Source organism: Pseudomonas kuykendallii (genome assembly GCF_900106975.1).
GTDB lineage: Bacteria > Pseudomonadota > Gammaproteobacteria > Pseudomonadales > Pseudomonadaceae > Pseudomonas_O > Pseudomonas_O kuykendallii.
The window spans coordinates 1-25,881 of sequence record NZ_FNNU01000006.1; the positions used below are offsets into that span (position 1 = coordinate 1).

Consider the following 25,881-nt stretch of genomic DNA (forward strand, 5'->3'; position numbering starts at 1 on the left):
CAACCCATTGATTTACAAGAGGTTTTACTTGAGGACTGCGCCGGAAGTGGTGCGCATTATAGACAGCCCAAAACTCACGTCAACCGCTTTTTCGAAAGAGTTTTCAGCTGACAGATTTGCCTACATTTATATGGAAGAGCGAGCTAGGTACCGCCGGCAGCCCTGGGAGCCGCTTCCACAACTATATGTGTCGTGAACAGAATAAAAGCTACCGGTACGCCCTCGGTTGGGATACTCTGCATGAGAGCCGTGGGCGAGACTGCACCATAGGCCTTAAATTTTTCTGGAGTTGCACAATGGCTAATCGCCAAACTGGTACCGTTAAGTGGTTCAACGATGAAAAAGGCTTCGGCTTCATCACCCCGACTGATGGCTCTGCCGATCTGTTCGTACACTTCAAAGCCATTCAGAGTGATGGATTCAAAAGCCTGAAAGAAGGCCAGCAGGTCTCCTTCGTTCCCGCTAAGGGCCAGAAAGGCATGCAAGCCGAAGAAGTGCGCGTAGACTAAGTCTGCAGCTCTACTGAAAAAAGCCCCGCTCGCGGGGCTTTTTTTATGCCTGAAGAAACGCATCCGGTTACCAGAAAGCCCGTAGCCAGGCCCCTGCAGACGAACTCTGCATGTCGGGGGCAGTCAGCTCTAGGGTGACTAACCCGGGAGCAGATGATGGAAATCAGTTTGGAAGGCCAGGTCGCCCTGGTTACCGGAGCCAGCTCCGGAATCGGCAAAGCGGCCGCCAAAGCGCTGGCCGACGCCGGCGCCGCAGTCGTAGTCAACTACAACTCACATGCCGAACCCGCCCAGCAGCTGGTCGCGGAGATCCGGGCGGCCGGCGACAGGGCGATAGCCGTGAAAGCCGATGTCTCCAGCGAGTCGGACGTCGAGCAGATGTTCAGGCAGACCCTGAACGAGTTCGGCAGGCTGGACATCCTGGTGGCGAACTCCGGCATGCAGCGCGACGCCGCAATTCTGGACATGACGCTGGAGGACTGGAACGCCGTCATCCAGGTCAACCTCACCGGTCAGTTCCTCTGCGCCCGGGCGGCCATCCGCCAGTTCGTGGCGCAGGGCATCGATTCCTCCATATCCCGCGCGGCCGGCAAGATCATCCATATGAGCTCGGTACACGAGCGCATCCCATGGGCGGGACATGTCAATTACGCCGCGTCCAAAGGGGGTGTCGACCTGCTCATGCGAAGCCTTGCGCAGGAGGTCTCCCACCAGCGCATTCGTATCAATAGCGTGGCGCCTGGCGCCATCAGGACGGCGATAAACGAAGAGGCTACCCAGGGCGATGCGGCGGACAAGCTCCTCGAGCTGATTCCTTACGGCCGGATCGGAGCCGTTGAGGACGTGGCCAACGCGATCGTCTGGCTCGCCTCCGACGCCTCCGACTACGTGGTCGGGGCCAGCCTGTTCATCGATGGAGGCATGAGCCTCTACCCGGAGTTTCGTGATAATGGATGAAGCCCACATGCAACGCCCTATCGAGGCTCACGGCATCATTGGCGACATGCAGACCGCCGCGCTGATCGCCGACGATGGCTGTATCGACTTCCTCTGCTGGCCGAACTTCGACAGCCCCACCATCTTCGCTTCCCTGCTGGACAGTCCGAAGGCCGGAGCCTTCGAGATCGCTCCGGACATTCCCTCCCCGCGTCATCAGCAAATCTACCTGCCCGACAGCAACATTCTGCAGACCCGCTGGCTAGGTGAAACGGCCATCGCCGAGGTGACCGACTTCATGCCCGTAGGCAACCATCAGGGGTCGCCGCGGCTAATCCGGCAGGTCAACGCGGTGCGCGGCGAGATCAGATTCACGATGCGTTGTGCCGTGCGACACGACTATGGACGCGCCGAAACCCGCGCGGAGGCCGACGGCGCAGACGTGTGCTTCCGCGCCGAAGGGCAACCGACGCTTCGCCTCGCCGCCACCTGCTCGCTGACGATCGAGGACGGCGCCGCGTTGGCCGAGTTCGTCCTCGCCGAAGGTGAGAGCGTCCAGTTACTGCTGAGCGACGCCAGCGACCGTCGGATGAATGCTGACGACGCCCAGCACTGCCAGCAGGAGACCCTCTCCTTCTGGCGCGACTGGGTTCACCGATCCAACTACCGCGGCCGTTGGCGCGAAGCCGTCGAGCGCTCCGCTCTCGCGCTCAAGCTGCTCACGTCGCGCAAACATGGCGCGATACTCGCCGCCGCCACCTTCGGGCTTCCTGAAGCGCCGGGCGGCTCCCGCAACTGGGATTACCGCTATACCTGGGTCCGCGACGCGTCCTTCACGGTGTACGCGTTCATGCGCCTGGGCTACGTGGACGAAGCCAACGACTTCATGCGCTGGGTCGGCAAACGCGTCAGCGAATGCAAGCGTGGCGAGTTGCGCATCGTCTATCGGGCGGACGGGGAACGGGAACTCACCGAGGAATCCCTGCCCCACTTCGCCGGCCACGGCGGCGCCACCCCGGTTCTGATCGGCAACGATGCCTACGGTCAGGTTCAGTTGGATATCTATGGCGAACTTCTCGATGCCATTTACCTGGCGAACAAGTACGGCGAGGCCGTACCGCACGATGAGTGGCAGCACATCACTCGCCTCGTCGATCACGTCTGCGAACGCTGGCAACAGCCCGACGTGGGGATATGGGAGATGCGCGGCGAGGCGCAGCATTTCCTGCACTCCCGGGTGATGTGCTGGGTCGCGGTGGATCGCGCCATTCGACTTGCCAGCAAACGCTCGCTTCCCGCGCCGTTTCGCCAATGGGATGAAACCCGCCGGGCGATCCACGAAGACATCTGGAGCAATTTCTGGAACGAGGAACGCGGCCATTTCGTTCAGCGACTGGGTAGCACCGCGCTGGATGGCGCGATGCTGATGATGCCGCTGGTACGCTTCGTCAGCGCGACCGATCCCCGCTGGCTGGCAACGCTGGATGCCATCGGCGCATCGCTGGTCAGGGACGGGATGGTGAAGCGTTATCTGCCCAGCGAAACGCCGTCGGACACCCTCGAGGGCGAGGAAGGCGCGTTCGCCGCCTGCTCCTTCTGGTACGTCGAATGCCTGGCCCGCGCGGGCCGCGTGGCGGAGGCGCACCTGGAGTTCGAGAAGCTGCTGAGTTACGCCAATCAGTTGGGTCTCTACGCTGAAGAGTTCGACGGGCGCGCCCACCATCTCGGCAACATGCCCCAGGCGCTGACCCATCTGGCCTTGATAAGCGCCGCGACCTTCCTCGATCGCAAGCTGGATAAACGCGCGACGCTCTGGCAGCCCTGATGGGAGAGGTCCGCCACTCCGGCGGACCTTCCATCGATCGCATTCCGTTTGCCGAATGCCGGCGCCGCTGGTATCTGTACGGATAACCAGTTCCAATCGAATCCGCTCCCCGTGCCCACCGCAGTCATTCCTTCCTCCCTGTCGCCCGACGATGAGCAACGCTACGTCGTAGCCGTGCGGGCGCTGTGCGAGTTCACCGCCAAATCCGGAGATCTCGACCTGCGCTTCACGCCCTCGCCAACCGCGAGCGAAGGCATGGCGGGACATATGGCGGTGGCGGCGAGACGTGGCGCGGGCTACCAGACCGAACTGACCTTGAACGGGGACTACCGGCACCTTCGGGTATGCGGTCGCGCCGACGGCTACGACCCGCAGGCGAATCGTTTGGAAGAAGTGAAAACCTATCGCGGCGACCTGGCCCTGCAGCCGGCCAATCATCGCGCCCTGCACTGGGCGCAGTTGAAGGTCTACGGCTGGTTGTTGTGCCGGCAGCTGGACTTGCAGGAAATCGAACTGACCCTGGTGTACTTCGATATCGCCAGCCAGCGTGAGACCCTGATCGGCGAGCGGCACGCAGCGTCCGCACTGCGCGCGTTCTTCGAATTGCAGTGCCAGCGTTTCATCGCCTGGGCGGAACAGGAGGTCGCGCATCGCAAACGGCGCGACCTGGCGCTCGGCGCGCTGCGCTTTCCCCACGAAGTCTTTCGTCGCGGACAGCGCCCATTGGCCGAAGCCGTCTACAAAGCCGCCTGCACTGGCACCCACCTGCTCGCCCAAGCACCAACGGGCATCGGCAAAACCCTCGGCACGCTGTTTCCGCAGCTCAAGGCGATGCCTGGCCAGAGGCTGGACAAGGTGTTCTTCCTCGCGGCGAAGTCTCCAGGCCGTCAGTTGGCCTTGCACAGCCTGCAAACCCTGCGCGGCGAGACGCAGCATCCGCCCCTGCGCGTGCTCGAACTGGTGGCCCGCGACAAAGCCTGCGAGCACCCGGACAAAGCCTGCAACGGTGCATCCTGCCCGCTCGCCCAGGGCTTCTACGATCGCCTGCCGGCAGCGCGCGAAGCAGCGTTGAACGTAGCCTGGCTGGACCAGCAGGCGCTGCGGTGCGTGGCACTGGAGCATCGCATCTGCCCCTATTACCTGAGCCAGGAACTGGCGCGCTGGGTCGATCTGGTGATCGGCGATTACAACTACTACTTCGACCTTGGCGGCCTGCTGCACGGGCTGACCCAATCCAACGAATGGCGTATCGCCGTGCTGGTCGACGAAGCGCACAACCTGGTGGAGCGCGCTCGACAGATGTACAGCGCCACGCTCGACCAGTCGCAGCTGGCCTCGATACGTCGCGAGGCACCCGCGGCACTGAAGCGACCGCTGGACCGTGTGCATCGCCAATGGAACGCCCTGCATTCCGAGCAAGTCGGGCCCTACCAGCGCCATGACGCACTCCCGACGAAATTGCTGCAGGCCTTGCAGCAGGCGGGCTCGGCGCTGATGGACCATTTCAGCGAAGCCCCGTCGTCCATCGACCCTGCACTGCAGGCCTTCTACTTCGACAGCCTGCAGTTCCTGCGCATCGCCGAGCTGTTCGGCGCCCACTCGTTGTTCGACGTGCACAAACGCGACATCGGCCGGGGCCGCAGCGCTTCGCTGCTGAGCCTGCGCAACCTGGTGCCGGCGCCCTTCCTACAGCCGCGCTTCGAGGCCAGCCGCTCGACCGTGCTGTTCTCCGCGACACTCAGTCCGCAGCACTACTATCGAGAACTGCTGGGCTTGCCCGATACCTGCCGCTGGATAGATGTGGAGTCGCCGTTCGACCATCGACAACTCCAGGTGACGGTGGTGGACGACCTGTCGACCCGCTATCAGCATCGACAGTCGTCTCTGCGCCCGATCGTCGAGCTGATCGGGCAGCAGTTCGCCAACCGCGCAGGCAATTACCTGGCTTTCTTCAGCAGCTTCGACTACCTGCAGCAGGTGGCGCAGCTCCTGGCCGAGCGATTCCCGCACATTCCGCTGTGGCAACAGTCGCGGCGCATGGATGAGCCGGCCCGGGGCGAGTTTCTCGCCCGCTTCACGCCGCAAGGCCGGGGTATTGGCTTCGCCGTGCTCGGGGGCGCGTTCGGCGAGGGCATCGATCTGCCGGGCGAGCGCCTGATCGGCGCGTTCATCGCCACGCTGGGCCTGCCACAGCTGAACCCGGTCAACGAACAGATCAAGCTGCGCATGCAGCAGCTGTTCGGCGCCGGTTACGACTACACCTACCTCTACCCCGGCCTGCAGAAAGTGGTGCAGGCGGCGGGGCGGGTCATCCGCGGCCAGGATGATCGCGGCGTGGTGTATCTGATCGACGACCGCTTCGCCCAGCGCCAGGTACGCGCGTTGCTACCTGCCTGGTGGAGCGTCGCGTACGCCTCGATCGCGGACTGTACTGCGATCGAGCACCGGCTCGACCCGGTGCCCGGCTAGCGGCAGTAACCCTCCTGGCCGCTGCGGATAATCAGGCAGTTCGACTTGTCGGCGAGCCACTTGAATCCGGTCTCCACGCCCTTTCCAGGCCGAATGGTCTGCTGCGCCCCACCACGCACGAAGCGGATCGTCTCGCCATCGGCCTGCCCGACGAATTCGGCCTGGCCGTCCAGATCGCTCTTGATGGTCAGCACGTAGTGCCCTTCCCCGCCCTCGGCATACGCACGAATGTCGAGGAAGAGTCCCTCGGGGCCCAGCCACCGACCAATCCAGCTGTCGGTGGCTGGCACCTGCGTGGTCGGCACGACCGCCGCCCGCTCGGGCGCCGCCGTACGGGTTACGGGTGCGGTGTCGTCGCCGCAACCCGCCAGGGTAGCCAGCGTCATCATCGTGATGATCCGTTTCATGCCAGCCTCGCTGCATGGGAAAGATGAACATGTCGAGCCCTCGATGCGCCTGGTCGTTCCCCAACCGGAGAACTTCCCGCATCGCGCTCCTTCTACCGATCAGGTGCGGATCGTCTCCACAGGTAGAAAGGAACCGTCATGTCCAACTTGAAAGTCGCCACGTTCAACATCAATGGCATCCGCTCGCGCCTGCCCATCCTGCTGAAATGGCTGGAGCGGGAAGCACCGGATATCGCCTGCCTGCAGGAACTGAAAGCGCCGGACAAAGGCTTCCCCATCGATGACATAAGGGCCGCTGGCTATGGTGCGATCTGGCAGGGGCAGAGCTCATGGAATGGCGTGGCGATTCTCGCCAAAGGAATGGATCCGCTGGAAATCCGCCGTGGTTTGCCGGGAAACGAAAGCGACGGCCAGAGCCGCTATCTCGAAGCCGCGGCCCATGGGGTGATCGTCGCCAGCCTGTATCTGCCGAACGGAAACCCGCAACCAGGCCCGAAATTCGACTACAAACTGGCCTGGTTCGAACACTTCATCGAACACGCCGCCGGCCTGCTGGAGAGCGATCACCCCGTCGTACTGGCGGGCGACTACAACGTCATCCCCACCGACATGGACATCTATAACACGCGTTCCTGGCTGAAGGACGCGCTCCTGCAGCCGGAAAGCCGCGCCTGCTACCAGCGCCTCCTGGAACAAGGCTGGACCGACGCCCTTCGCGCGCATTTTCCCGACGAGCGGATTTACACCTTCTGGGATTACTTTCGCCAGCACTGGCAAAAGAACTCCGGCCTGCGGATCGATCATTTGCTGCTCAGCCGCACGCTCGCACCCCGCCTTAAAGACGCTGGCGTGGACCGCTGGGTTCGGGATCTGCCCCATACGAGCGACCACGCGCCGACATGGATTTCGCTGGAGATGGACTGAAAAAAGACGGCCAAAAGGAGTGGCTTGGGCACCCTCAAACAGGCCCGTAATGACGTTCATTCGATAAAAACGAGGATCGAGCGAAGACTTTTTCGAGTAAAAAACCCTTCTTTTTAAGCGGTTAAAAAGTCCGCCAGGAAGCGAAAAAAGCGCGAGCAGTGGCCACGGGCCATACCGATTGTCGACTGAGCAGAAAAAATTTCATAACTCAGAAACACAACCTGATTATTAAAAAAACCGGGATATAGGAGTGATCTTCGCCGATACCGCTTCGATTTAAGCGAAACGGCGAAGTCTTGAAATTCCGGAGATTTTGCTATTTCGAGAGACGCAGAAAAAGTACGTGGAGCTATTCTGCGGCGAGACAGTCGAAGCGTTTGCAGGCACCGCCCCACGGGCGTTTAAGCGGAACGACAGGCGGCCGAATCTTCTTCGAGCAAATGCTCAAATTTGATGATACTTTCGGGATGGCGGAACGCCACAGTCAGATAACCGACTACCTGGCACCAATACGCCAACCGAATGACACCGCCTGGCTGAGCAGGCTAAAAGTAAGCCAACTTAAGGATGACTGACATGAGCTTCGCTGACTCGATGATCGACCTCGACTCCATGAACTCCGATGGCGTCGAAATCAATAAAATTCGTATTCCGTTCTTTTCCAGAATCATCGCAAAAGTTGCCTCGCTCATGCCAGCCACGAAGTTGAGCAGCGGTCTTCGCCTTGAACTTCAAAGTCATAAGCAGCACCTCGGTCGCGGGATCTAGATCGGTCCGGGACGGTATGTATTTTTATAAACCATTTTTGAAAGGATATCCATCATGAGTTTCGCCGCCTCGATTTACGATCTTGATACCATGAACTCGGCCGTTGCCAAAATCAACCATGTTCAGCTGACTTCCTTCAAAAAAATTCTCCGCAGCGTCGTCACACTCGTATCGACCTCTACTTCGCGCGAAATAAACCAAACGCAAAAAATTGGCAAGCCCGACATCGGGCGTGAATCGAATCAGAGCAAGAACTCCTGATCAAGTTCCATAACCTCACAGAAAATCAAAGGACGAACGCCATGAGCTTTGCAGACTCGATGAATTCCCTGGACGCCATGAACGACGACGATGTAGTAATCAATGAAATCCGCCTGCCGTCGATCAAGGGCCTTGCCCTGAAAGTTATCTCGTTGTTCAAGCCGGGCAATACGGTCGACGCCTCGCGCGCCCAGTACATCCAACAACCGAACATCAGCCAGCACTCCTGACTTTCTTTGAAACCAGCAAGGATGACCAACATGAGCTTTGCAGATTCGATGAACTCCCTGGACGCCATGAATGACGACGAAGTTGTAATCAACTCGATTCGACTGCCGTCCGTGAAAGTTCTTTTTGCCAGAATCGTTTCGCTCTTCAAACCGGAACAAACCGTCGACCTGTCCGCCAGCCAGCGTCAGCAACACGGCCTCCGGCAGCTCTAGATCAAGACCGAACTTGCCCGTAACCACGAAAAGGATGACCGCCATGAGCTTTGCAGATTCGATGAATTCGCTGGACGCCATGAACGACGACGACGTTGTGATCAACGAAATTCGTCTGCCATCGATCAAGGTTCTTCTTGCCAGGATGATTGCTTCCCTCAAGCCGGCGCCGCGACTCGTAGAGCCTGCCAGCCAGCACCTGGGCCACGTTCAGCAGTCCTGATCACCCTCGACAATCCCAACTACGGAAGGACGATAACCATGAGCTTTGCAGATTCGATGAACTCGCTGGACGCCATGAACGACGACGAAATCGCGATCAACGAGATTCGTCTGCCCTCGTTCAAAACCATCGTGCTCAAGTTCGTTTCGCTGTTCAAACCCGAGCGCAACCCGGTTCTCGGCAACGCAACGGTCCAACAGCAGAACTTAGGCCAGCCGTCGTAATTTGGTAAATCACTCGATGGGCAACTGGGAGATACATCCATGAGCTTTGCGGATTCGATGCAATCGATGGACGAGATGAATGGCGATGACGCTCGGATCAACGAACTCACTCTAACGCTTGCAGGAAAGATCAGGGCAATGTTTACCGCGCTATTGACCGGCCATAGCCAAGTTCGGGCACGCGTGAACGAAAACCATATTGCGACAAGGCCTACGCCACAGACCTGAGTTACATGCGCAGATTATACGCGAGCGAGTAAGCCACCCAGAGCATGGGTTGGATTTATCGTTCATTGAAATTGACATCGGAAATCCAAGAGATTTCTGGAGTGGTCATCCCAGAGTTTAAGCGACTACTGAGCATCGCCTTTGTGTCTTTGGAAAAGATATCGCGAAACTGGAAGCGTCCACTGCCTACGGACCCCGATTTCGTATTACATGCCCGTCGACTCGAGACTATTGATCGGGAGAACTTGCGTCGCTCCAGCAGGGTTCGCTCTCTGCAGTCAGGGAACATTGGCCGAATAACAACTTGCGCTCCGGATGTGGTTATTTATTCGCCTGGGCAGTTGGTAAAATACCCCTCTGCGCATCTCGAAATCTATTCATGGAAACCTGGATATTCTTCCTGGCTTAACACTCCTCGGCTAATCTCTTCCGCCCGACCAGAACATCGACTCTGATTCCAGAAAGCACTCGCCATCTAATTAGCCAGTATCGCGCACGAACATTATCGCCATGCATTACCACGCGACGTAAACAATGGCGCTCGGTTTATATGAGTGTTTCAACCAGACGCTGCCTGGCATCGGTGTACATCAAGTACGAGCCAATAGGCGGATCCGCCATTCACCGATAGCGCTCATGGCGTGGCTAGCGGATTCCCGCGAGATGCTGGAGCGCGTGGAAGCAGCCATCGGCCACTGCCACGGCTCTCAGCGTGATGTTGAGACTGCCCCCTACGCCGCAGCTGGCAAAGGTGAAGCCCGATGAAGAGGCCGTAAGCAGCTGATTATCACAGCGGTAAGCCTACGGCGAGGCGGCACGCCTGCGCGCCGCTCGCACCGCGGAAGCGAATCGAGGCGTTCCGCTCAGGGCAATTGGACGGGGGCAAGGCGCCGGCAGGAGTGGCCCCTGCTCCCTCGTCACAGGCAGCCGGCGGTCAATGCGCCTCGATGATGGCCAGCTCGAAAAGCGCTTCGAGTCCCTGCTGTCCCTCCAGACGCCAGATGCATTCGAGCAGCTTGTCGATCCGCTCCACGCCCAGGAGAGGACAGAGAAGCGTCCGAAACTTGTTTTCGAAGTCTTCATCGTCCATCGGCGTAGCGAGCGAGCCCCGCGCGGCGTTGACCTGTTTGGTGAGGGTCTCACCCGAGATCAGCTCGATGGTCACCCGGTTGGGGATCTGCGCCGGAAACAGCGCGGTCAGCTCGTCATTGGGGTACACGCTGATCTTGTCCATGAACGCCAGCACGCTGGGCTCGCCGAGCTTCTTCGGGGCGAAGGACGACGCGGTTATCTCCCCGTCGAGCAAGGCCCTCGCCACGGCGTAGGGCAAGCTGTGGTCCGCCGTTTCACGGCTGGCGGGCCGCCATTTCTCCGGGTCCTTGCCAAGGATCCGGTAGCCCACTTCGGTGGTGTCGATGCGCACGGCGCGTATGACTCCGAGGTCGCCGAGCTGGCTGCGCAGTTCCAGCGCCGCCCATACCGCGGTCTGCATTTCGCCTTGCATCGGCAGCAGCTTGGTCAACGTATTAAGGATGCGGAAATCGCCATTCTCGGCGTTGCCGAACTGCTGGACATCGAGCTGGAAGGCGCCGGTGATCTGCTTCATGAAGCCCATCTCGCCCTCGAAGATCGGCGATGGACCGGTCACGCCGTGGCGCGCCAGCAGCGCGGAAAACACGCCGTTGCGGGCGGCGTTGGCAGCCGAGCAACCTTTCCATGCCGACAGCTCGCCCGCGCGTACCTGGCGCAGGGCGATATGCCCATTCACCGCGATGTTGATGGCGTGCGCCAGTTGCTCCTGGCTGAGTTTCATCAGCCGTCCCGCGGCCAGCGTGGCGGAGATCAGTACGTAGTTCACGTGGTCCCAACCGAGGCGATAGAGGTTGGCGACGTCCTGCAGGCGGCATTGCACTTCATAGGCCAGCACGATGGCGACGATCAGCTCCCGGCCCGAGGCGCCCTCGGCTTCGGCCACCGCCAGGCAGGTGGGAATGTTGTCGCTGGGATGGCCCAGTTCCTTGGCGATGTAGCCGTCGTTGAAATCGTAGTAGCGCACCATGGCGCCATTCACGAATGCGGCCACGTCGACGCTGGTTTTCTGCGCCGTGCCGAGCACGCTCGACGAGTCGAGGGGCACGCTGCCGGCGAAGCGGCGCAAGTCGGCGACCACCGCTTCGTCGAAGCTGCCCAGAGCACAACCAAGGCTATCGACCATGCGTTGTTTGACCTTGTGCACCACGGCGGCGGGCAAGTCGTCGTAGCGAAGCGTCAAGGCGTAGTGGCTGAGTTGTTCTGCCAGGTTCATATAGGGTTCCCAGAAAGAGAGGGACTGGCTTGCCAGCCCCGCGCAAGACATCACGCTCACCGCCTGGCGAGCGCCTCGGCAAGGACGTTGGCCCACTGCGCGCCGTGCATGTCGCGGTCCTGCAGCGAACCCTGCACCACCGGGCGCGGCAGGCTGACCTTGATCACGTTCAGCGCCTCCAGGCGGAACACCCTCACCTGCTGCGGGTCGCCGTGCAGCATCTCCGCCATCGCGGGCTCGGCCAGGCGTGGCTCCTGGCTCAGCTGACGGAAAACCTCGGTGTTCGCGCAGAAGATGTCGAAGGTGAGCCAGTAAGGCCCGGCGTTTTTCGAACGGATCTCGTAACCCAGGGAATGGCTCATGCTCAAGCTCCTGTAGTGGTGATGTCGAAACGGAACGGCGCCAACGGATCCTCGATCACCATCACGTGGTTGAGCATGAATTCGTAGGCGGGGCCGCGATCCATGGACGGGGGCGACAGCGGAAACGCGTGGGACGGCAGCTCCTTGTCGTCGGGCAGCGGGAAATGCAGCAGGTACGGGTTGAGCAAGGCGATGATGTCCTGCGTCCGCGAGGCCTGCGGGGTGGTCACGATGGCCAGCACGCCGATCTCCACCGGCTGGCCGACCTGGCTCTCCAGATCGCCGAGCGCCGAGTTCTTGCCGATGGCGCGGAATTGCAGGTCGTAATCCGCCGGGCCGATGTCGAGGTTCTTCTCGATGCGCTTGCGCATGACCTGGTCCAGCGACGCCAGCCACTCGTCGAAGCGGGCGATGTATGCCGGGCCACGCACCAGGCTCAGGAGTACCGACTGGTATCCCACCACCGCGGCGCCTTCGAGCTTCACGGTGTAGTCCTCGCTGGTGGTCCACAGCGAACCTTCGACCCGCACCCTCTTCTCGTCGATCGCGTGGTAGCGCGCCGCCTCGACGTTCAGCACGCCGCCCGGCTCCACCAGCACGTTGGGATTGCTGTTCTCGTAGAGCATGTGCGCCATGACCGAATGCGGCGTGGCTCGCGCCTGGTCGCCCACCGCGATCAGGGTGAATCCATCGTCATCGATCTCGGCGATCACCATCGCCTCGGTTGGCGTGGTGGTGCACTGCGGCCCGCACTCCAGCGTCTTGCCGGCGTGCCAGGCGGGGCCCGCCGGTGCGCCATGCAGGATGGGGAAGCAGGCCAGCACCGCGGTGTCGGTGGCGCGCCCGGCGAGGACGATGTCCGCACCCTGTTCGAGCGCATGGATGAACGGCTCGACCCCCATTACCGCGACGATCCGCGAGCACCGCTCGATGTGCGCCTGGTCGATCGGTCGTACCGGGTTCAACGGCAGTATCCGCCCGTCCGCCAGGGCCTGGATCACGGTGGCGGTGTTCTGTTCGCTATAGATAGCGGCGATCTTCACGGTCTGCTGCAGCTCGGCGGCGATCTCCAGGCACAGACCGCGCACCAGGTCCACGCCGGCATCGGAACCACAGGTGCCACAGCTGCCGATGACCAGCGGCACACCCAGTTCGGCGCGGGCACGCATGTAGGTTTGCAATTCGGCCTTGAGCACGATGGCCGAGCTCTTGCTCTTGCCAGTGCCCAGGTAATAGGGGCCGGAATCGGTGGAGCCGGCGTCCATGGCGATCACGTCCGGCTTCTCCAGCAGTGCCTGCTGGAAGATGTCCTGGCGCAGCCCGGAGCCCATGCCCCCGGTCGGGGCGAGCACCTTGATGGATTTTTTCATGGTCGTTCCTCTGTCGAAAGGTGCCGCCTCGCCCGCGCTTGCAGGACCGGCGAGGCTGGCTTTTTTGCGGCAAGCCGCTGCCTGTCCCCCCGGCATTCGCCAGGGGGCGCTGTGAGTCGTGGAACGGGGGCGCTAGCTGATGGCGCCGGTCGCCAGGGCGGAAAGAATCAGTACCGCCGAACTGCCCAGCGCCCAGCCGAGGCAGTAGCGCTGCAGGTCACCGACCTCCCGTTGCAGCAGCCCGCTGAGCAGGTAGGACGCCGCCAACAGTGGGCTCAAGGCGTGCACGGGCTGGCCCAGCACGGAGGCGCGGGCGATGTGCAGCGGGTCGACCCCGTATTGCGCGCCGGCGCCACCGAGGATCGGCAGGATGCCGAAGAAGAAGGCGTCGTTGGACATGAAGAAGGTGAAGGGAATCCCCGCCAGTGCGGTGATCACGCTCATGTACGGTCCGGCTCCCTCGGGCAGCACGCCAAGGAACGCCTGGGACATGCCGTCGACCATTCCCGACCCGCTGAGGATGCCGGTGAAGGCCCCGGCGGCGAAGATCAGGGCGATCACGTTCAACACGCTCTCCGAATGGGCGGCGATGCGCTCCTTCTGGTCCTGCAGCCGTGGGTAGTTGATCACCAGCGCCAGCGCCAGGGCGACCATCATCAGCACCGGCAGCGGTCCGAGCCCCAGCCCCATGGACGCCACCAGCCCGAGGGTCAATGCCAGGTTTATCCAGAACAGCCGCGGGCGATGGCTGGGTTTCGGCTCGCGCACCAGGTGCGCACTGGCCATTCCGGCGCCCCCCGGCGTCCAGCCCAGACGCTTGCGCTCGCGCAGACCCAGCCACCAGGCGGCGACGAAGGCATAGGCCAGACCGATCCCGATGGTCGGCAGCAACCCGGTGAACACATCCATCGCATCCAGGTGCAGCGCGCTGGCGGCCCGGGCGGTGGGCCCGCCCCAGGGCACCACGTTGATCACGGTGTTGGTCAGCAGCAGCATCACCGCCAGGATCAGCGGGTTCATGCCCATGCGCAGGTACACCGGCAGAAAGGCGCTGACCACTACCAGCACCGTGGTGGAACCATCGCCATCCAGGGAAATCAACGCCGATAGCGCGGCGGTTCCCAGCGTGATGCGCAACGGATCGTTACCCACCATGCGCATGATCCGCCTGATTGCCGGCTCGAACAGGCCGGCGTCGAACATCACCGCGAAGAACAGGATGGCGAACATCAACATCATCGCGGTGGGGGCCACCTTGACCATGCCGCCCATCACCATCTCGCCCAGCTGCGGGCCGAGGCCCAGTGCGAGCCCGAAAACCACCGGCACCAGGATCAGCGCAACGATTGCCGACAATCGTTTGCTGAGAATCAGCGCCATGAACACCAACACCATGCCGAAACCAACCCAAGCCATTTTCTTATCCTTGTTTTTATGAAAGCTGCTTGCTGAGCACGCCTGTAGCGAGGAACGACCCCGCCACGAATGCATCAATGGCGGGGAAAATAAACATGGATAGATTTTGTGTAAATCTGTATTTTTTTTGTCCACTAACGTTTCAAAATGCGCCGATGTTCCCGTTGATCCGCCAGCCACCAGGCTCTCGGGTCGGCCAGCAAGCCACCTCAGATGCGAGCCTCCAATGCCTACCCAAGACGAGCTGTACCTGTCCGCCGAAGAAGCCGCCAGCCTGCTCGGCGTCAACCTGCCCACGCTCTATGCCTACGTCGGACGCAAGAACATCCGCTCGATCAAGGTGGAGGGTTCGCGCAAGCGCCGCTATTGGGCGGCGGACATCCAGCGCCTGACCAAAGGTGTGAAGACGCCCGACGGCAGCGCCGGCAAGCGCGTTGCCGGGGACTCCAGTTCGCTCACCCTGCTTACCGAAAACGGCCTCTACTACCGGGGACGGGACATCACCGAGCTGGTGGAAACGGCGACCGTGGAAGAAGTGGCGGAGATGTTCTGGCAGGTTCCCGGTGCCTTCGGCAACACCCTTCCGCACATGCCGCCGGGCGTATTGCCGCTGCTCGAGCTGTACAGCCATACGACGGTGATCGAGAAGGCCATCGCGCTGTTCCCCCTGGTGGAGCGCGAGAATCCCAAGGCGTTCGATCTGTCCCCCGAAGGCTATGCACGGACCGGTGCCGACGTGGTGCGCTGGTTCGCCGCCCTGGTCGTCGGCACCGCCGCACCGGATACCCGGCCGCTGCACGAGTTCATCGCCGCTTCCCGCGGCGTGGACGCGCACTACGCCGACCTGATCCGACGCATGCTGATCCTTTGCATCGACCATGAACTGGACCACTCCACGTACAGCGTGCGCGCCGCCGCCAACACCGGCGTTACGCCTTACTACGCGGTGATCACCGGTCTGGCGGCGTCGCGCGGGCGACGCATGGCCTACGGCCGCAGCGAGGCGGTCGGCCGGCTGGTCGATGAAGTGTGCACGGCGAAGGACCCCTCCGACCCCATTCTTCAGCACTACAGCCAGGGCGGCGACATTCCGGGCTTTTGCGCCAACGTGCACCGCGTCGCCGATCCACGCGCCATCAGCCTGAAGAACACCCTCGACGGCATGTTCGCCGACGACCCGGAATACCGTCGCCTGCTCAAAGCCATGAGCGTGGCCGAAGAGCTGGTGCAACGCCCGGTGGAATTCATCCTGCTGGTCAGTTTCGTCGGCCGCAAATTCAACCTGGTCGGCCAGGAACTGGCGCTGGCGGCGGTAGCCCGGCTGATCGGCTGGATCGCTCACGCCAGCGAGCAGTACAACCAGCAGCCGATGGTTCGCCATCGCGCCCGCTACACCGGCGCCCTCCCCGGTTAAGCCTTCCCTCAAATACCGGCGGCAACCCTTGTCGCCGCGCGCCCTTCCCTTCCCCGTCTGTTGCCCTCGATGTGCCACGCAAACGGATGCGATAGGTGTACGAATTCCGTACAGATTTACATCCAATCCACGCGTGTATAGCGTATCCGGGAGCTCAATACATACACATGTACGGCGCCAGTACATGTTTAATTGACCCAAAGCCTAGGTTGCAGGGGATACAGCAATCGCTCACGCCCGCATCCAATAACAAGAAAAGGTGAACAGACGTGAAAGCAACCATCAAGCGGTCCGGCTTGCCCGGCGCAGCCGTGCTGGCAGTGGCCACCGCAGGCTACATGGCCGGCGCACAGGCGGTGAGTTTCAATCTTGGCGAGGTCGAGGGAAAGCTGGACTCCTCGCTGTCCATCGGTGCCAGTTGGGCGATGCGCTCGCCGGACCCGGACTTCATCGGAGTGGCCAACGGCGGCAAGGGCGAGTCCCGCACCACCGACGACGGCCGGCTGAACTTCAAGAAGCACGACACCTTTTCCAAGATCTTCAAGGGCAGCCACGACCTGGAGCTGAAGTACGGCGACTCGGGTGTATTCGTGCGCGGCAAGTACTGGTACGACTTCGAACTGAAGGACGAGCACCAGGACCTCTACGACATCCAGGACAAGGGCCGCAAGCGCGGCGCGCAGTCCTCCGGCATCGACCTGCTCGACGCGTTCTTCTATCACAACTACCAGATCGCCGACCTGCCGGGCTCGTTCCGCGTCGGCAAGCAGGTAGTCAGCTGGGGTGGCAGCACCTTCATCGGCGGCGGCATCAACGTGATCAACCCGCTGGACGCCAACGCCCTGCGCCGACCCGGCTCGGAGCTCAAGGAAGGCCTGCTGCCGGTGAACATGCTGTACCTGCAGCAGACGCTGAACGATGCGGTCAGCGTCGAGGCCTTCTACCAGTTGGAATGGGACCAGTCGGTGGCGGACAACTGCGGCACCTTCTTCGCCAGTTCCGACATCGCCGCGGACGGCTGCAACGACCGCTACGTGCTCAGCGGGGCCGACCAGGCACCAGGCGAGTCGGACAACTCCGGCCTCAATGGCAACACCCTCTACCTGCCGCGCGGCGGCGACCGCGATGCGCGCGACAGCGGCCAGTTCGGCGTGGCCCTGCGCTGGCTGCTGCCCGGGCTCAACGATACCGAAGTGAGCGCCTACTACCTGAACTACCACAGCCGCACACCGGTGGGCAGTTCCACCATGGTCACCGCCGACCCGTTCACCAGCCCCGCCTTCGGCGCGCCCACGGGCACCTACTTCCTCGAGTACCCGGAAGACATTCGCCTGTACGGCATGAGCTTCAACACCAACATCGGCAGTGCGTCGGTGGAAGGTGAACTGAGCTATCGCCCGAACATGCCGCTGGCTTTCGACGACCTGATCTACGCCACCCTGCGGCTGGACCCGGTGGTGCCCAGCGTGATTCCCAACTCGGGCATCCCGGGCGACACCATCCACGGCTACGTGCGCAAGCCGATGACCCAGGCACAGCTCAGCGTCGCCCAGACCTTCGACCAGATCCTCGGCGCCAGCCGTCTGACCCTGGTCGGCGAAGCCGGCTACAACCACCTCTCCGGCATCTCCGAGGGCAAGGCCGGCGCGCTGCGCTTCGGCCGCGCCAGCCCGTACGGCACCGGCGAGTACTACGGCAACAATGGCGAAGACCTGTGCCGCACGCTGCTCAGCGCGCGCCCCGAGTACTGCAACAGCAACGGCTACTTCACCCGCAACTCCTGGGGCTATCGCCTGCGCGGCAGCCTCGCCTACAACGGGGTGATCGGTGGCCTGGACCTGACGCCAAGCCTGGCCTTCTCCCACGATGTGGACGGCTACGGGCCGACCTTCAACGAGGGCAGCAAGGCCATCAGCATCGGCCTGAGCGCCAAGTACCTGAACAACTACGAAGCCAGCCTGAGTTACACCGACTACTTCGGCGGCGATTACAACACCCTCGTCGACAGAGACTTCCTGAGCGCCAGTTTCGGCGTCACGTTCTGAGGATTTCCCCATGCCCATAAAAACAACGATGTTCTATGCCGCACTGGCCAGCCTGCCGCTGCTGGCCGAACCCTGCTTCGCCGCGGTAGATGCCGCCAAGATCGCCGAACTGGGCCAGCGCCTGACGCCCGTGGGCGCCGAACAGGCCGGCAACGCCGCCGGCACCATCCCGGCCTGGACCGGTGGCCTGCCCAAGGACGCCGGCAAAGTGGTCGACGGCTTCCGCGAAGACCCCTTCGCCAAGGAGCAGCCGCTGTTCACCATCACCGCGAAGAACCTCGACCAGTACCGCGCCCAGCTCAGCCCCGGCCAGCAGGCGCTGTTCGCCCGCTACCCGGACACCTACAAGATGCCGGTGTACCCTAGCCATCGCAGCATCGCCTGGCCGCAGTCCACCTACGAGACGATCCGCAAGAATGCCGCCAGCACCCAGCTGGTGGCAGACGGCAACGGCCTGACCGACTACCGCAGCCCGCTGGCGTTCGCCATTCCGCAAAATGGCCTGGAGGTGGTCTGGAACCACATCACGCGTTACCGCGGCGGCAGCTTCGAGCGCGAAACCACCGCTCTCATGACCACCCCTAACGGCACCTATTCGTGGAAGACCGAGCGCGACCGCCTGGCCTACAGCGAACAGCTGCTGGACTACGACCCGTCGAAAGCGGGCAACGTCCTCTACTACTTCACCTCGGAAAACATCGCCCCCGCGCGCGACGTGGGCAGCGTGCTGCTGGTGCACGAAACGCTCGACCAAGTGAAGGAGCCGCGCATGGCCTGGCAGTACAACGCCGGCCAGCGCCGCGTGCGCCGTGCGCCCCAGGTCGCCTACGACAGCCCCGGCCCGGGCAACCTGCGCACCACTGACCAGACCGACATGTTCAACGGTTCGCCCAATCGCTACGACTGGCAACTGGTCGGCAAGAAGGAGCTGTACATCCCCTACAACAGCTTCCGCCTCGCCGACCCGAGCGTCCGCTACGACGACCTGGTCACCCCCGGCCACATCAACCAGGACAAGACCCGTTACGAGCTGCACCGCGTCTGGGAAGTCATCGCCACCCTGAAGCCAGGTCAGCGACACGTGTATTCCAAGCGCCACCTGTTCATCGACGAAGACAGCTGGACCATCGTCGAGGCCGACCACTACGACAACCGTGGCAACCTCTGGCGCGTATCGGAAAACCACGTACTGCCGCTGTACGACGTGCAGACGCAGATCTCCGCCGGCGAACTGACCTACGACCTGCTGTCCGGGCGCTACCTGGCCAACTACGTGTTCAACCAGACCAAGAACGCCTACCAGTTCGGCCTAAAGGCCAAGTCCTCGGACTTCACCCCGGCGGCGTTGCGCTCCATGGGCATTCGCTGACGCCTCGCGTGGCTCCCCCTCCCCAGGCCGGCCGCTCAGCGCCGGCCTGGGGCGCGGTCCGGGCGGAGGCCCGCTCGGCGCAATAATCAGAAGCGGCGAACCTCGTCGCGGAAGGTCCAGAACGAATTCGTACGATCCCGCCGCGACGTTTTGAGCGAGGACCTTGAGCCAGCGCTGATGGCTCGCACGTCCACAGCCGTAACGCTCCCATCAGACAGACGAAGAACGCCAGCCCGAGGGTGAAACCCGTCAATTCGATGGAGAGGAGACGCTAAAGGCGAACTGCAGTCGTGCCGGCCCAAACGCGGTCCCGCACATTCGATGAGACTTCGCATGCGTGGCGACCGGTGTCGTTGCACGGTTCTATCGGCTAATCCTTCGAAGCGGCGTGTTGCCTGCTGCGCGCCATCGAGACGGCCAGATGCTGGCGCGCCTCCAGCACCACCTGGCTGATGCCTCGCATGTTCTCCAGCTTGCTCAGCGGGAGAAGCACGACGTAGGGCTCGATATCAGGCCCGTCGTGCACGCGTACCTCGACCATGCGCCCCCTGACGACGAACTCCGCGGTGAGGGGTTTCAGCGCCTGGCGCAGCGTTTCGAGGGATTGTTCGGCAGCCGGTTTCATGGCGATCTTCTTATATGAGTGGAGCCTACCTCCATTAGGGCTTTTCCAAACCCGCTAGTTCACTGGATGATCACCATCCAGCGCGCGGATCGATGCGCCCACTCAGCCGTTGCTGCTTGTGGGGTCGGCACTGCGTGGATAGGTCCGCTCCTCTTCGATGACGCCATCCTGCCGGTGAACCTTCACAGAAGCGGTTTTGTCCGCCAGGAACTCACCGGCGAGCTTCACGATTTTCACCTTCATCGAAGCCGTCTTCGAGGCGCGCCGCGCACTCTCCTTGATCAGTTCCCAACGACCTCGGTCTTGTCGAAGTGACAGTTCTCCACGGTCGCACTCCCTCTACATTCCGTAGTCTTCGTCACCGCTGGGCGATAACGATCTGCTGCTTTGCGATTCGAAAAAAAGGCCCCATCGACCTCTGCCGAAGGGGCCGGATCACGGCGTCACTCGGGCTTGATGGCTTTCCCTGAACCGAGGTCGGCGCCCGTCAGAGGGTCGGAGGCCGCATCGGACATCGTCCGCTGCGCCATCTGCAGGACCACCTTCGCATCCGCAGCAGGCATGTCGACCACGGCATCGCCGTCACCGCCGTCCACCGCCGGCTCTGGCGATTCCACGTATTCCCACTCATCGCCCATGTTCCAGGGACCACGGCGATCCGCCTCGCCCTGGGACATGTTGAAGTAGACGTCGGTGAACGCGGGCATACCCGGAAGCTTGCCCTGCGGGAAGTTCGGCTGGATCGAGTGCAACGCTTTCTCGAACGATTTCTGGTGCGCCAGTTCGCGCGTCATCAGAAACATCAGCGCATCCTTGATGCCGGGGTCGTCTGTCACGTTGATCAGTCGCTCATAGACGATCTTGGCGCGCGCTTCGGCGGCGATGTTGGAGCGCAGATCGGACGTGGGCTCGCCGATGGAGTCGATGTAGGCCGCGGTCCAGGGCACGCCAGCGGAGTTGACCAGCGCCGGGCCGCCGCCGTAAAGCAGCGAGGTGATGTGTGAATCGTTGCCGCCGCCGGTCAGCGAGCGGTAAAGATCCGCTTCCTGCTCCACGGCCTCTGCCAACTGGCCTTTGGCGCCCTTGTTCAACATGCCCACGATCGAACCGATGATTTCTAGGTGGCTGAGCTCTTCGGTTGCGATATCCAGGAGCAGATCCTTACGCCCGGCATCGTCTTCGGCGAGCCCCTGAGTGAAATAACGCATTGCTGCCGACAACTCGCCCTGGGGGCCGCCGAATTGCTCGAGGAGCAGATTCGCCAATCCCGGGTTAGGTGCGGCCACGCGCACGGTGTATTGCAGCCGTTTGTTGTGTACGAACATAGCTTTGCCTCACACGGTTATTTGCGCGGTCCTTCACAAGCACTCCTGAATTCCAGGCGGGCAGTACCCGCCTTAAGTGGAAGTGCGAGGCGGTACGAATGTTCATCAACACCGCTGAACGGTCGCGAAAATACCAATACTGGCCTACGGCGCGGCGCATTCAGACACTTGGTCATTTCAAGGGAACATGCATAGAAACGCGGGAGTCGGTAAGAGACCGGCGCCGCTTTCGCGCGCGGCAACCAGAAATGGAGAACAACAAATGATCATGAAGAAAAGCGCGCTCGCAATTGCCTGCAGCACACTGCTTACCGTAATGAGCTTCCAGACTTTCGCCTCGAATGCCTCCGACTTCGTGGATGACGCCTCAGCCAAAGGCATCGCCGAAATCGAAGGCGGCAAGCTCGCCCTGGAAAAAGGGCAATCCGCCGACGTGAAGAAATTCGCCCAGCAGATGATCGACGATCACACCGCCGCCAACGCCAAGCTCAAGGCACTGGCCGCAGAGAAAAAGCTGGAAGTGGCCGACGATGCGGAACTGATGAGTAAGGCCAAGGAGCTGATCCTCAAACTCCGCGATGGCGAGTCCTTCGACCAGGCATACGCCAACAACCAGGTCGTTGCCCACGAACAGGCCATCGAGCTGTTCCGCGAGCAGGCGGAAAAAGGTGAAGACGCCGATCTGAAGGCGTTCGCCAAGACCACTCTGCCGAAGCTGGAGGGCCATCTGAAAATGGCGAAGGACCTCTCCGCGGCCCATGGTGGCGACGCTCACAAGGAATAACGCCGCAGAAGGCGGCGATGGAGCGGCGCTCATCGCTGCCGTCCTGACGCAAAAAAAGGGGCCGACGGCCCCATTTTCCTGTGCTAATCATCATGGGATTAGCCGAGCGGTATGGACGCCTGAAACACCGTGCCGGACTCGCGAGTGGACCGGACCTCGATGGTCCCTCCATGGGCCGTGACGATTTCGTTGGCGATGAACAGCCCCAGACCAAGTCCGCCCGACGCGTCCTGCTGGCCGGAGGCGTATCTGGAGTAACGCCCCTGCGGGGAGAACAGGTGCGACATCGCATCCGTCGGAATCGGCTCGCCATGGTTATGCACACTGAATTGGGCGCTACTGTCGACACGTTCCAGGCTTACGGTGATTGCTTTACGGGGATCGCCGTGCTGCACGGCATTCCCGATCAGGTTCGAAAAAACCTGCCCCATTCGTACAGGATCAAAATCACCCACCACCTCGCCCGCTTCGTGATGGACGATCTGCGATTGCGGATAACGGGAGCGGAGCTCAGCCACCAGCGCCGCGCAGACGGCCTTGAGGTCGCCCGCTTCCCTCTGAATCGGGATACCGCCACCGAAGTTCACGCGGGCGAGATCGAGCAGGCTTTCGACCATCTGATTGGCCCGCTCCACGCTTGAAATTATCTGATCCGTTATCTTCATCCCCCGATCGGTGGAGGTTTTCCTTCTCAACATCTGGGCGCCCAGCAGGGCGGCTCCCAAGGGTGTCCGAAGGTCATGCCCCAACACGCCCAGCACCATCTTGCGGGTGACTTCGACGGATTGCTCATAGGCTGAAATCGACTCGATCAGCGCCTGATCGATGGCTTCGTTGAAGCGCACCATGTCATCGAGCTCGTGCGCCTCGCCGGCGTGCCCCTGGGCCAACCACAGACGCAGGACGCTGGACCTCAGCGCCCGGTACTCGGACACCATTTGATCCAGGCTGAATCCCGAGATATGGCGCATGACAGCATGGGTCTTGGAGAACGCATCCTGAGCCGTGGCGGGCCCCAGGCCGCGCGACTTGTCCTGCTGCTGCCGGCTCGTCTGGGGCGATTGCATATCCAGAGCGACGGTGCGAAGGATCCCCTCAGCGTGGTCCCTCAACTCAACCTGCCCCAACGGGGCCTGAGGAACGTCCACCGTCCGCGCGAAATCGACCCAAGCCTCTATGATCCTGTCCATATCTTTCCGAATGAAATCTGCAAGCCGCATAGTCGTCCTCATGACAGGTTGCCACCGCGAAGGATTGCGAGTTGAGCAGGTTGCCGAGCACACCCAAGACCATAATAGACAGCCTCCGGAGGGAGAAAGGTTTCCGGGCCGGCAACGGGTCTAGCGAAAGGTCGATGGGAAAGGCAACGTCGCCTGTCGCGGACGCTGGTCACCATTACGTTGCCTACGGACTGAAGCCAACGCCCGCTGGCCGGTTGCTATCCAGCGGCTCCGATGTGCCGATCGCTGAGCGGGGCTCGCAGCGGTATGTGCGTCTGGCACCAGCGCTTCGCTGGGCGAAAAGCGTGGCAGTCAGGCAGGCCTCCTGCATCGGCCACCTATTGCTCACGTACGTCGACGACGAGTCGCTCGTTCCATCATCAAGGACAGGGCAGAACATCGACCAGTGAACAACGCCTGGCGTAAATCCAAGGACGTGAAAATCGCGCTGGAGAAGTCATTCTCGACCTGTGTGCAGAGAAATGGTGTGGCGGCATTAAGAGCCCTGGTTGAACAGGGTGCCGATGATCAGCAAGCTGGACGAGAGATGTTCGAGAGTGCCCTACCCGCTTCCGTGGGAAGAGCAATCGCTGCACCTCATCGAACTGCGTTCACTATCTGCGCCGGATAGGGCCCTGCAAGGTCACCAGCGGCTCCAGGGACAGGACAGCAGGTGGTCCAGCTGAGGTGGGAGTGCGACGAGTTGGAACGATCGACGCCACCAATAAGATATTGGCGACGGGCTTGCGAGAACAGACGAGGACGACACGATATAAATCCCTGCAAAAGTCCCTGAAACGAAAAAGGCCAGCTCATCACTGAACTGGCCTAAGTCGTGGAGTTATTTGGTCGGGACGGAGTGATTCGAACACTCTACCCCTTGCACCCCATACATCAGAAATGTGGCTTTTCGCGAATTCCGACCCATCTCAAAAACAGAGTGAAACACGCTGAAACCCAATGATATAGGCACATTATTCGAACCAAACAGGCTCGACCGTGTCCCCTTGTTTCATTCCGTTCCGTGGGCAATCATGTGTCCCCAATGCGTCCCATCCAAGGGGACACATCAATGGACGAAGAACATGACGACCGATACGATTCCTCGCAATCTCGCTGATGAGTTCTGCGCCAAGGCGAAGGTCAGCGACAAAGACACCTACCTAAAAGACTCCCTGACTCCTGGCCTGGTCCTGCGAATCACCCCAAACGGCGTCAAGATTTGGCAGCTGCGCTACCGCGCACGAATTGGCGATAGCTGGGCCAGCCGCCGCAAAGGCTTAGGCGCCTTTCCTACTGTCACGACAGCCGCCGCTCGCAAGGCAGCGGCGTCACTAAAAATCGACATTAGCCGTGGCCATGACCCAGTAGAAGAGAAGCGCAAACTCGCCGAGCAACGAGCAGAAGAGAAACGACAACGAGAGGCCGAAGCAGCGCGGCGCATTACCGTGAACGAACTATTCAATCGTTGGGAAAAAGTCGACCTGGTGAACCGCAAGGACAGGGGCAAAGAGGTTCGCCGCATGTTCGAGAAAGACGTACTCCCCTACCTTGGGGCCTTGGCTGTAGAGGATGTAAAAAAGGGCCATATCACCGAAGTCACAGATGTGCTGCTGGCCCGCGGAGTAAACCGCATGGCCAAACTCATCTTCTCGTTGATGCGGCAGATGTTTCGCTTTGCCGTAGATCGAGACTTTTTGGAACACGACCCCAGCGCTAGCATTCGCAAGGCCAAGATCGGTGGCAAAGAGGTGGAGCGCGATCGCGTACTTAGCGAAAGCGAAATCCAGCAATTGAATCTCAAGCTGCCCAATGCCGGAATGCAAGCCAGCAGCGAAGCTGCCATCTGGATTGCATTATCGACATGCTGCCGCATCGGGGAGTTACTAGCCGCTCGGTGGGAGCATGTCGATTTAGAAGAAAAAATCTGGGTAATTCCTGCAGAGAACAGCAAAAACGGCAAACCACACCGAATCTTTCTGTCCGACTTTACTGCTGCGCAGTTTGAGCGGGTAAAGGAAATTAGCAAAGAAACCCTGTGGTGCTATCCCAACGCCAAGAAAACTGGCCCGGTCTGCTCAAAAACGGTCACGAAGCAAACTGGTGATCGGCAACGCCAACCAGGGCAAAAAATCATGAGTAATCGCAGTGCCGCCCCACATGCCCTTTTACTGCCTGGCGGAAAATGGACACCTCATGATCTGCGGCGCACGGGAGCCACCATGATGACTGCCTTGGGCGTCATCCCCGAAGTTGCCGAGCGATGCTTAAACCATACCGAAGAAAACAAGGTAAAGCGCATTTACCAACGGCATAGCTACTCGAACGAGATGAAAGAGGCCTGGCAGCGACTTGGAGAAAAGCTCAACGAGCTAATTGCTGAAAAACCTGTCCACCCACTAGCCCGGTTAGCGGCCGGCGCATGACAC

General features: G+C 61.3%; 26 protein-coding genes. 17 read left to right on the top strand and 9 right to left on the bottom strand.

Annotated elements, in window-relative coordinates:
* Positions 1-296 precede the first annotated feature (296 nt).
* The 4 genes from BLV15_RS18005 to BLV15_RS18020 all read left to right on the top strand — a co-directional run bounded on the left by BLV15_RS18005 (position 297) and on the right by BLV15_RS18020 (position 5,739).
* Entirely contained in the window at positions 297-509 is a 213-nt protein-coding gene (locus BLV15_RS18005) for a cold-shock protein (protein WP_090231094.1), read from the top strand.
* A gap of 156 nt (positions 510-665) precedes the next feature.
* Complete coding sequence (locus BLV15_RS18010; RefSeq protein ID WP_090231095.1) at positions 666-1,466, top strand: glucose 1-dehydrogenase; 801 nt, start codon at positions 666-668, stop codon at positions 1,464-1,466.
* Complete coding sequence (locus tag BLV15_RS18015) at positions 1,459-3,270, top strand: glycoside hydrolase family 15 protein (RefSeq protein ID WP_090231096.1); 1,812 nt, start codon at positions 1,459-1,461, stop codon at positions 3,268-3,270. Before BLV15_RS18010 ends, BLV15_RS18015 begins: the two co-directional genes overlap by 8 nt.
* 111 nt (positions 3,271-3,381) lie before the next feature.
* A complete protein-coding gene (locus BLV15_RS18020) occupies positions 3,382-5,739 on the top strand; it encodes an ATP-dependent DNA helicase (RefSeq protein WP_245728222.1) in 2,358 nt (785 codons plus the stop codon).
* Here the strand turns inward: BLV15_RS18020 and BLV15_RS18025 are convergent.
* A complete protein-coding gene (locus tag BLV15_RS18025) occupies positions 5,736-6,146 on the bottom strand; it encodes a hypothetical protein (RefSeq protein WP_090231097.1) in 411 nt (136 codons plus the stop codon). The two genes, BLV15_RS18020 and BLV15_RS18025, sit on opposite strands and share 4 nt — an antisense overlap.
* 138 nt (positions 6,147-6,284) lie before the next feature.
* Between BLV15_RS18025 and BLV15_RS18030 the strand changes: the two genes are divergently transcribed.
* The 8 genes from BLV15_RS18030 (at position 6,285) to BLV15_RS18055 (ending at position 9,217) form a co-directional block, all read left to right on the top strand.
* Entirely contained in the window at positions 6,285-7,070 is a 786-nt protein-coding gene (locus BLV15_RS18030; protein WP_090231098.1) for an exodeoxyribonuclease III, read from the top strand.
* A 576-nt stretch (positions 7,071-7,646) separates the two neighbouring features.
* On the top strand, positions 7,647-7,838 hold the full coding sequence (locus BLV15_RS18035) for a hypothetical protein (protein WP_090231099.1): 192 nt from the start codon (positions 7,647-7,649) through the stop codon (positions 7,836-7,838).
* 54 nt (positions 7,839-7,892) lie between these two features.
* Entirely contained in the window at positions 7,893-8,099 is a 207-nt protein-coding gene (locus BLV15_RS18040) for a hypothetical protein (protein WP_090231100.1), read from the top strand.
* Positions 8,100-8,140: 41 nt separating this feature from the next.
* Positions 8,141-8,329 carry a hypothetical protein gene (locus BLV15_RS21935; RefSeq protein ID WP_139210743.1) on the top strand — a complete coding sequence of 63 codons (189 nt, stop codon included), beginning with the start codon at positions 8,141-8,143 and terminating at the stop codon, positions 8,327-8,329.
* Between the two features lie 30 nt (positions 8,330-8,359).
* Positions 8,360-8,542, top strand: a complete 183-nt coding sequence (locus BLV15_RS18045; protein ID WP_139210744.1) for a hypothetical protein — start codon at positions 8,360-8,362, stop codon at positions 8,540-8,542.
* 43 nt (positions 8,543-8,585) lie between these two features.
* Complete coding sequence (locus BLV15_RS18050; RefSeq protein ID WP_139210745.1) at positions 8,586-8,765, top strand: hypothetical protein; 180 nt, start codon at positions 8,586-8,588, stop codon at positions 8,763-8,765.
* Positions 8,766-8,803: 38 nt separating this feature from the next.
* Positions 8,804-8,989 (top strand): hypothetical protein, encoded by a 186-nt coding sequence (locus BLV15_RS21940; protein ID WP_139210746.1) that lies wholly within the window; start codon positions 8,804-8,806, stop codon positions 8,987-8,989.
* Positions 8,990-9,028: 39 nt separating this feature from the next.
* Positions 9,029-9,217 carry a hypothetical protein gene (locus BLV15_RS18055; RefSeq protein WP_090231103.1) on the top strand — a complete coding sequence of 63 codons (189 nt, stop codon included), beginning with the start codon at positions 9,029-9,031 and terminating at the stop codon, positions 9,215-9,217.
* A 934-nt stretch (positions 9,218-10,151) separates the two neighbouring features.
* On the opposite strand, the gene BLV15_RS18060 is transcribed toward BLV15_RS18055, so the two are convergent.
* From BLV15_RS18060 to BLV15_RS18075, 4 genes are all read right to left on the bottom strand, one after another.
* Complete coding sequence (locus BLV15_RS18060; RefSeq protein ID WP_090231104.1) at positions 10,152-11,522, bottom strand: MmgE/PrpD family protein; 1,371 nt, start codon at positions 11,520-11,522, stop codon at positions 10,152-10,154.
* Positions 11,523-11,578: 56 nt separating this feature from the next.
* The gene (locus tag BLV15_RS18065) at positions 11,579-11,884 is read right to left on the bottom strand and encodes a DUF4387 family protein (protein WP_175534396.1); all 306 of its coding nucleotides are present in this window, start codon (positions 11,882-11,884) and stop codon (positions 11,579-11,581) included.
* A 2-nt stretch (positions 11,885-11,886) separates the two neighbouring features.
* Positions 11,887-13,254 carry an acyclic terpene utilization AtuA family protein gene (locus BLV15_RS18070; RefSeq protein ID WP_090231106.1) on the bottom strand — a complete coding sequence of 456 codons (1,368 nt, stop codon included), beginning with the start codon at positions 13,252-13,254 and terminating at the stop codon, positions 11,887-11,889.
* A gap of 132 nt (positions 13,255-13,386) precedes the next feature.
* Positions 13,387-14,670, bottom strand: a complete 1,284-nt coding sequence (locus BLV15_RS18075; RefSeq protein ID WP_090231107.1) for a CitMHS family transporter — start codon at positions 14,668-14,670, stop codon at positions 13,387-13,389.
* Between the two features lie 226 nt (positions 14,671-14,896).
* Between BLV15_RS18075 and BLV15_RS18080 the strand changes: the two genes are divergently transcribed.
* The 3 genes from BLV15_RS18080 (at position 14,897) to BLV15_RS18090 (ending at position 19,498) form a co-directional block, all read left to right on the top strand.
* Positions 14,897-16,084 carry a citrate synthase gene (locus BLV15_RS18080; RefSeq protein WP_090231108.1) on the top strand — a complete coding sequence of 396 codons (1,188 nt, stop codon included), beginning with the start codon at positions 14,897-14,899 and terminating at the stop codon, positions 16,082-16,084.
* Positions 16,085-16,353: 269 nt separating this feature from the next.
* Positions 16,354-18,129, top strand: a complete 1,776-nt coding sequence (locus BLV15_RS18085; protein WP_407072449.1) for a DUF1302 domain-containing protein — start codon at positions 16,354-16,356, stop codon at positions 18,127-18,129.
* Positions 18,130-18,139: 10 nt separating this feature from the next.
* Positions 18,140-19,498, top strand: coding sequence for a DUF1329 domain-containing protein (locus BLV15_RS18090; protein WP_090231109.1), 1,359 nt, complete (start codon positions 18,140-18,142; stop codon positions 19,496-19,498).
* Positions 19,499-19,868: 370 nt separating this feature from the next.
* Here BLV15_RS18090 and BLV15_RS18095 read toward each other — a convergent pair whose 3' ends face one another.
* The 3 genes from BLV15_RS18095 to BLV15_RS18105 all read right to left on the bottom strand — a co-directional run bounded on the left by BLV15_RS18095 (position 19,869) and on the right by BLV15_RS18105 (position 21,448).
* Positions 19,869-20,123: a hypothetical protein gene (locus tag BLV15_RS18095; protein ID WP_090231110.1), complete on the bottom strand. Its 255-nt coding sequence runs from the start codon at positions 20,121-20,123 to the stop codon at positions 19,869-19,871.
* Between the two features lie 102 nt (positions 20,124-20,225).
* A complete protein-coding gene (locus tag BLV15_RS18100; RefSeq protein ID WP_407072448.1) occupies positions 20,226-20,366 on the bottom strand; it encodes a hypothetical protein in 141 nt (46 codons plus the stop codon).
* 200 nt (positions 20,367-20,566) lie between these two features.
* The gene (locus tag BLV15_RS18105) at positions 20,567-21,448 is read right to left on the bottom strand and encodes a manganese catalase family protein (protein ID WP_090231112.1); all 882 of its coding nucleotides are present in this window, start codon (positions 21,446-21,448) and stop codon (positions 20,567-20,569) included.
* 316 nt (positions 21,449-21,764) lie between these two features.
* On the opposite strand from BLV15_RS18105, the gene BLV15_RS18110 reads away from it, so the two are divergent.
* Positions 21,765-22,232 carry a DUF4142 domain-containing protein gene (locus BLV15_RS18110; RefSeq protein WP_245728234.1) on the top strand — a complete coding sequence of 156 codons (468 nt, stop codon included), beginning with the start codon at positions 21,765-21,767 and terminating at the stop codon, positions 22,230-22,232.
* Positions 22,233-22,330: 98 nt separating this feature from the next.
* Here the strand turns inward: BLV15_RS18110 and BLV15_RS18115 are convergent, their stop codons facing one another.
* The gene (locus BLV15_RS18115) at positions 22,331-23,452 is read right to left on the bottom strand and encodes a sensor histidine kinase (RefSeq protein WP_090231113.1); all 1,122 of its coding nucleotides are present in this window, start codon (positions 23,450-23,452) and stop codon (positions 22,331-22,333) included.
* Positions 23,453-24,537: 1,085 nt separating this feature from the next.
* On the opposite strand from BLV15_RS18115, the gene BLV15_RS18120 reads away from it, so the two are divergent.
* Positions 24,538-25,878, top strand: coding sequence for a tyrosine-type recombinase/integrase (locus BLV15_RS18120; RefSeq protein ID WP_090231114.1), 1,341 nt, complete (start codon positions 24,538-24,540; stop codon positions 25,876-25,878).
* The last annotated feature ends 3 nt before the right edge of the window (positions 25,879-25,881 follow it).

Coding starts and splice junctions, on each gene's coding strand:
- BLV15_RS18005 (WP_090231094.1), top strand. CDS start 297: ATGGCTAATCGCCAAACTGGTACCGTTAAGTGGTTCAACGATGAAAAA.
- BLV15_RS18010 (WP_090231095.1), top strand. CDS start 666: ATGGAAATCAGTTTGGAAGGCCAGGTCGCCCTGGTTACCGGAGCCAGC.
- BLV15_RS18015 (WP_090231096.1), top strand. CDS start 1,459: ATGGATGAAGCCCACATGCAACGCCCTATCGAGGCTCACGGCATCATT.
- BLV15_RS18025 (WP_090231097.1), bottom strand. CDS start 6,146: ATGAAACGGATCATCACGATGATGACGCTGGCTACCCTGGCGGGTTGC.
- BLV15_RS18030 (WP_090231098.1), top strand. CDS start 6,285: ATGTCCAACTTGAAAGTCGCCACGTTCAACATCAATGGCATCCGCTCG.
- BLV15_RS18035 (WP_090231099.1), top strand. CDS start 7,647: ATGAGCTTCGCTGACTCGATGATCGACCTCGACTCCATGAACTCCGAT.
- BLV15_RS18040 (WP_090231100.1), top strand. CDS start 7,893: ATGAGTTTCGCCGCCTCGATTTACGATCTTGATACCATGAACTCGGCC.
- BLV15_RS21935 (WP_139210743.1), top strand. CDS start 8,141: ATGAGCTTTGCAGACTCGATGAATTCCCTGGACGCCATGAACGACGAC.
- BLV15_RS18045 (WP_139210744.1), top strand. CDS start 8,360: ATGAGCTTTGCAGATTCGATGAACTCCCTGGACGCCATGAATGACGAC.
- BLV15_RS18050 (WP_139210745.1), top strand. CDS start 8,586: ATGAGCTTTGCAGATTCGATGAATTCGCTGGACGCCATGAACGACGAC.
- BLV15_RS21940 (WP_139210746.1), top strand. CDS start 8,804: ATGAGCTTTGCAGATTCGATGAACTCGCTGGACGCCATGAACGACGAC.
- BLV15_RS18055 (WP_090231103.1), top strand. CDS start 9,029: ATGAGCTTTGCGGATTCGATGCAATCGATGGACGAGATGAATGGCGAT.
- BLV15_RS18060 (WP_090231104.1), bottom strand. CDS start 11,522: ATGAACCTGGCAGAACAACTCAGCCACTACGCCTTGACGCTTCGCTAC.
- BLV15_RS18065 (WP_175534396.1), bottom strand. CDS start 11,884: ATGAGCCATTCCCTGGGTTACGAGATCCGTTCGAAAAACGCCGGGCCT.
- BLV15_RS18070 (WP_090231106.1), bottom strand. CDS start 13,254: ATGAAAAAATCCATCAAGGTGCTCGCCCCGACCGGGGGCATGGGCTCC.
- BLV15_RS18075 (WP_090231107.1), bottom strand. CDS start 14,670: ATGGCTTGGGTTGGTTTCGGCATGGTGTTGGTGTTCATGGCGCTGATT.
- BLV15_RS18080 (WP_090231108.1), top strand. CDS start 14,897: ATGCCTACCCAAGACGAGCTGTACCTGTCCGCCGAAGAAGCCGCCAGC.
- BLV15_RS18090 (WP_090231109.1), top strand. CDS start 18,140: ATGCCCATAAAAACAACGATGTTCTATGCCGCACTGGCCAGCCTGCCG.
- BLV15_RS18095 (WP_090231110.1), bottom strand. CDS start 20,123: ATGAAACCGGCTGCCGAACAATCCCTCGAAACGCTGCGCCAGGCGCTG.
- BLV15_RS18100 (WP_407072448.1), bottom strand. CDS start 20,366: ATGAAGGTGAAAATCGTGAAGCTCGCCGGTGAGTTCCTGGCGGACAAA.
- BLV15_RS18105 (WP_090231112.1), bottom strand. CDS start 21,448: ATGTTCGTACACAACAAACGGCTGCAATACACCGTGCGCGTGGCCGCA.
- BLV15_RS18110 (WP_245728234.1), top strand. CDS start 21,765: ATGAGCTTCCAGACTTTCGCCTCGAATGCCTCCGACTTCGTGGATGAC.
- BLV15_RS18115 (WP_090231113.1), bottom strand. CDS start 23,452: ATGCGGCTTGCAGATTTCATTCGGAAAGATATGGACAGGATCATAGAG.
- BLV15_RS18120 (WP_090231114.1), top strand. CDS start 24,538: ATGACGACCGATACGATTCCTCGCAATCTCGCTGATGAGTTCTGCGCC.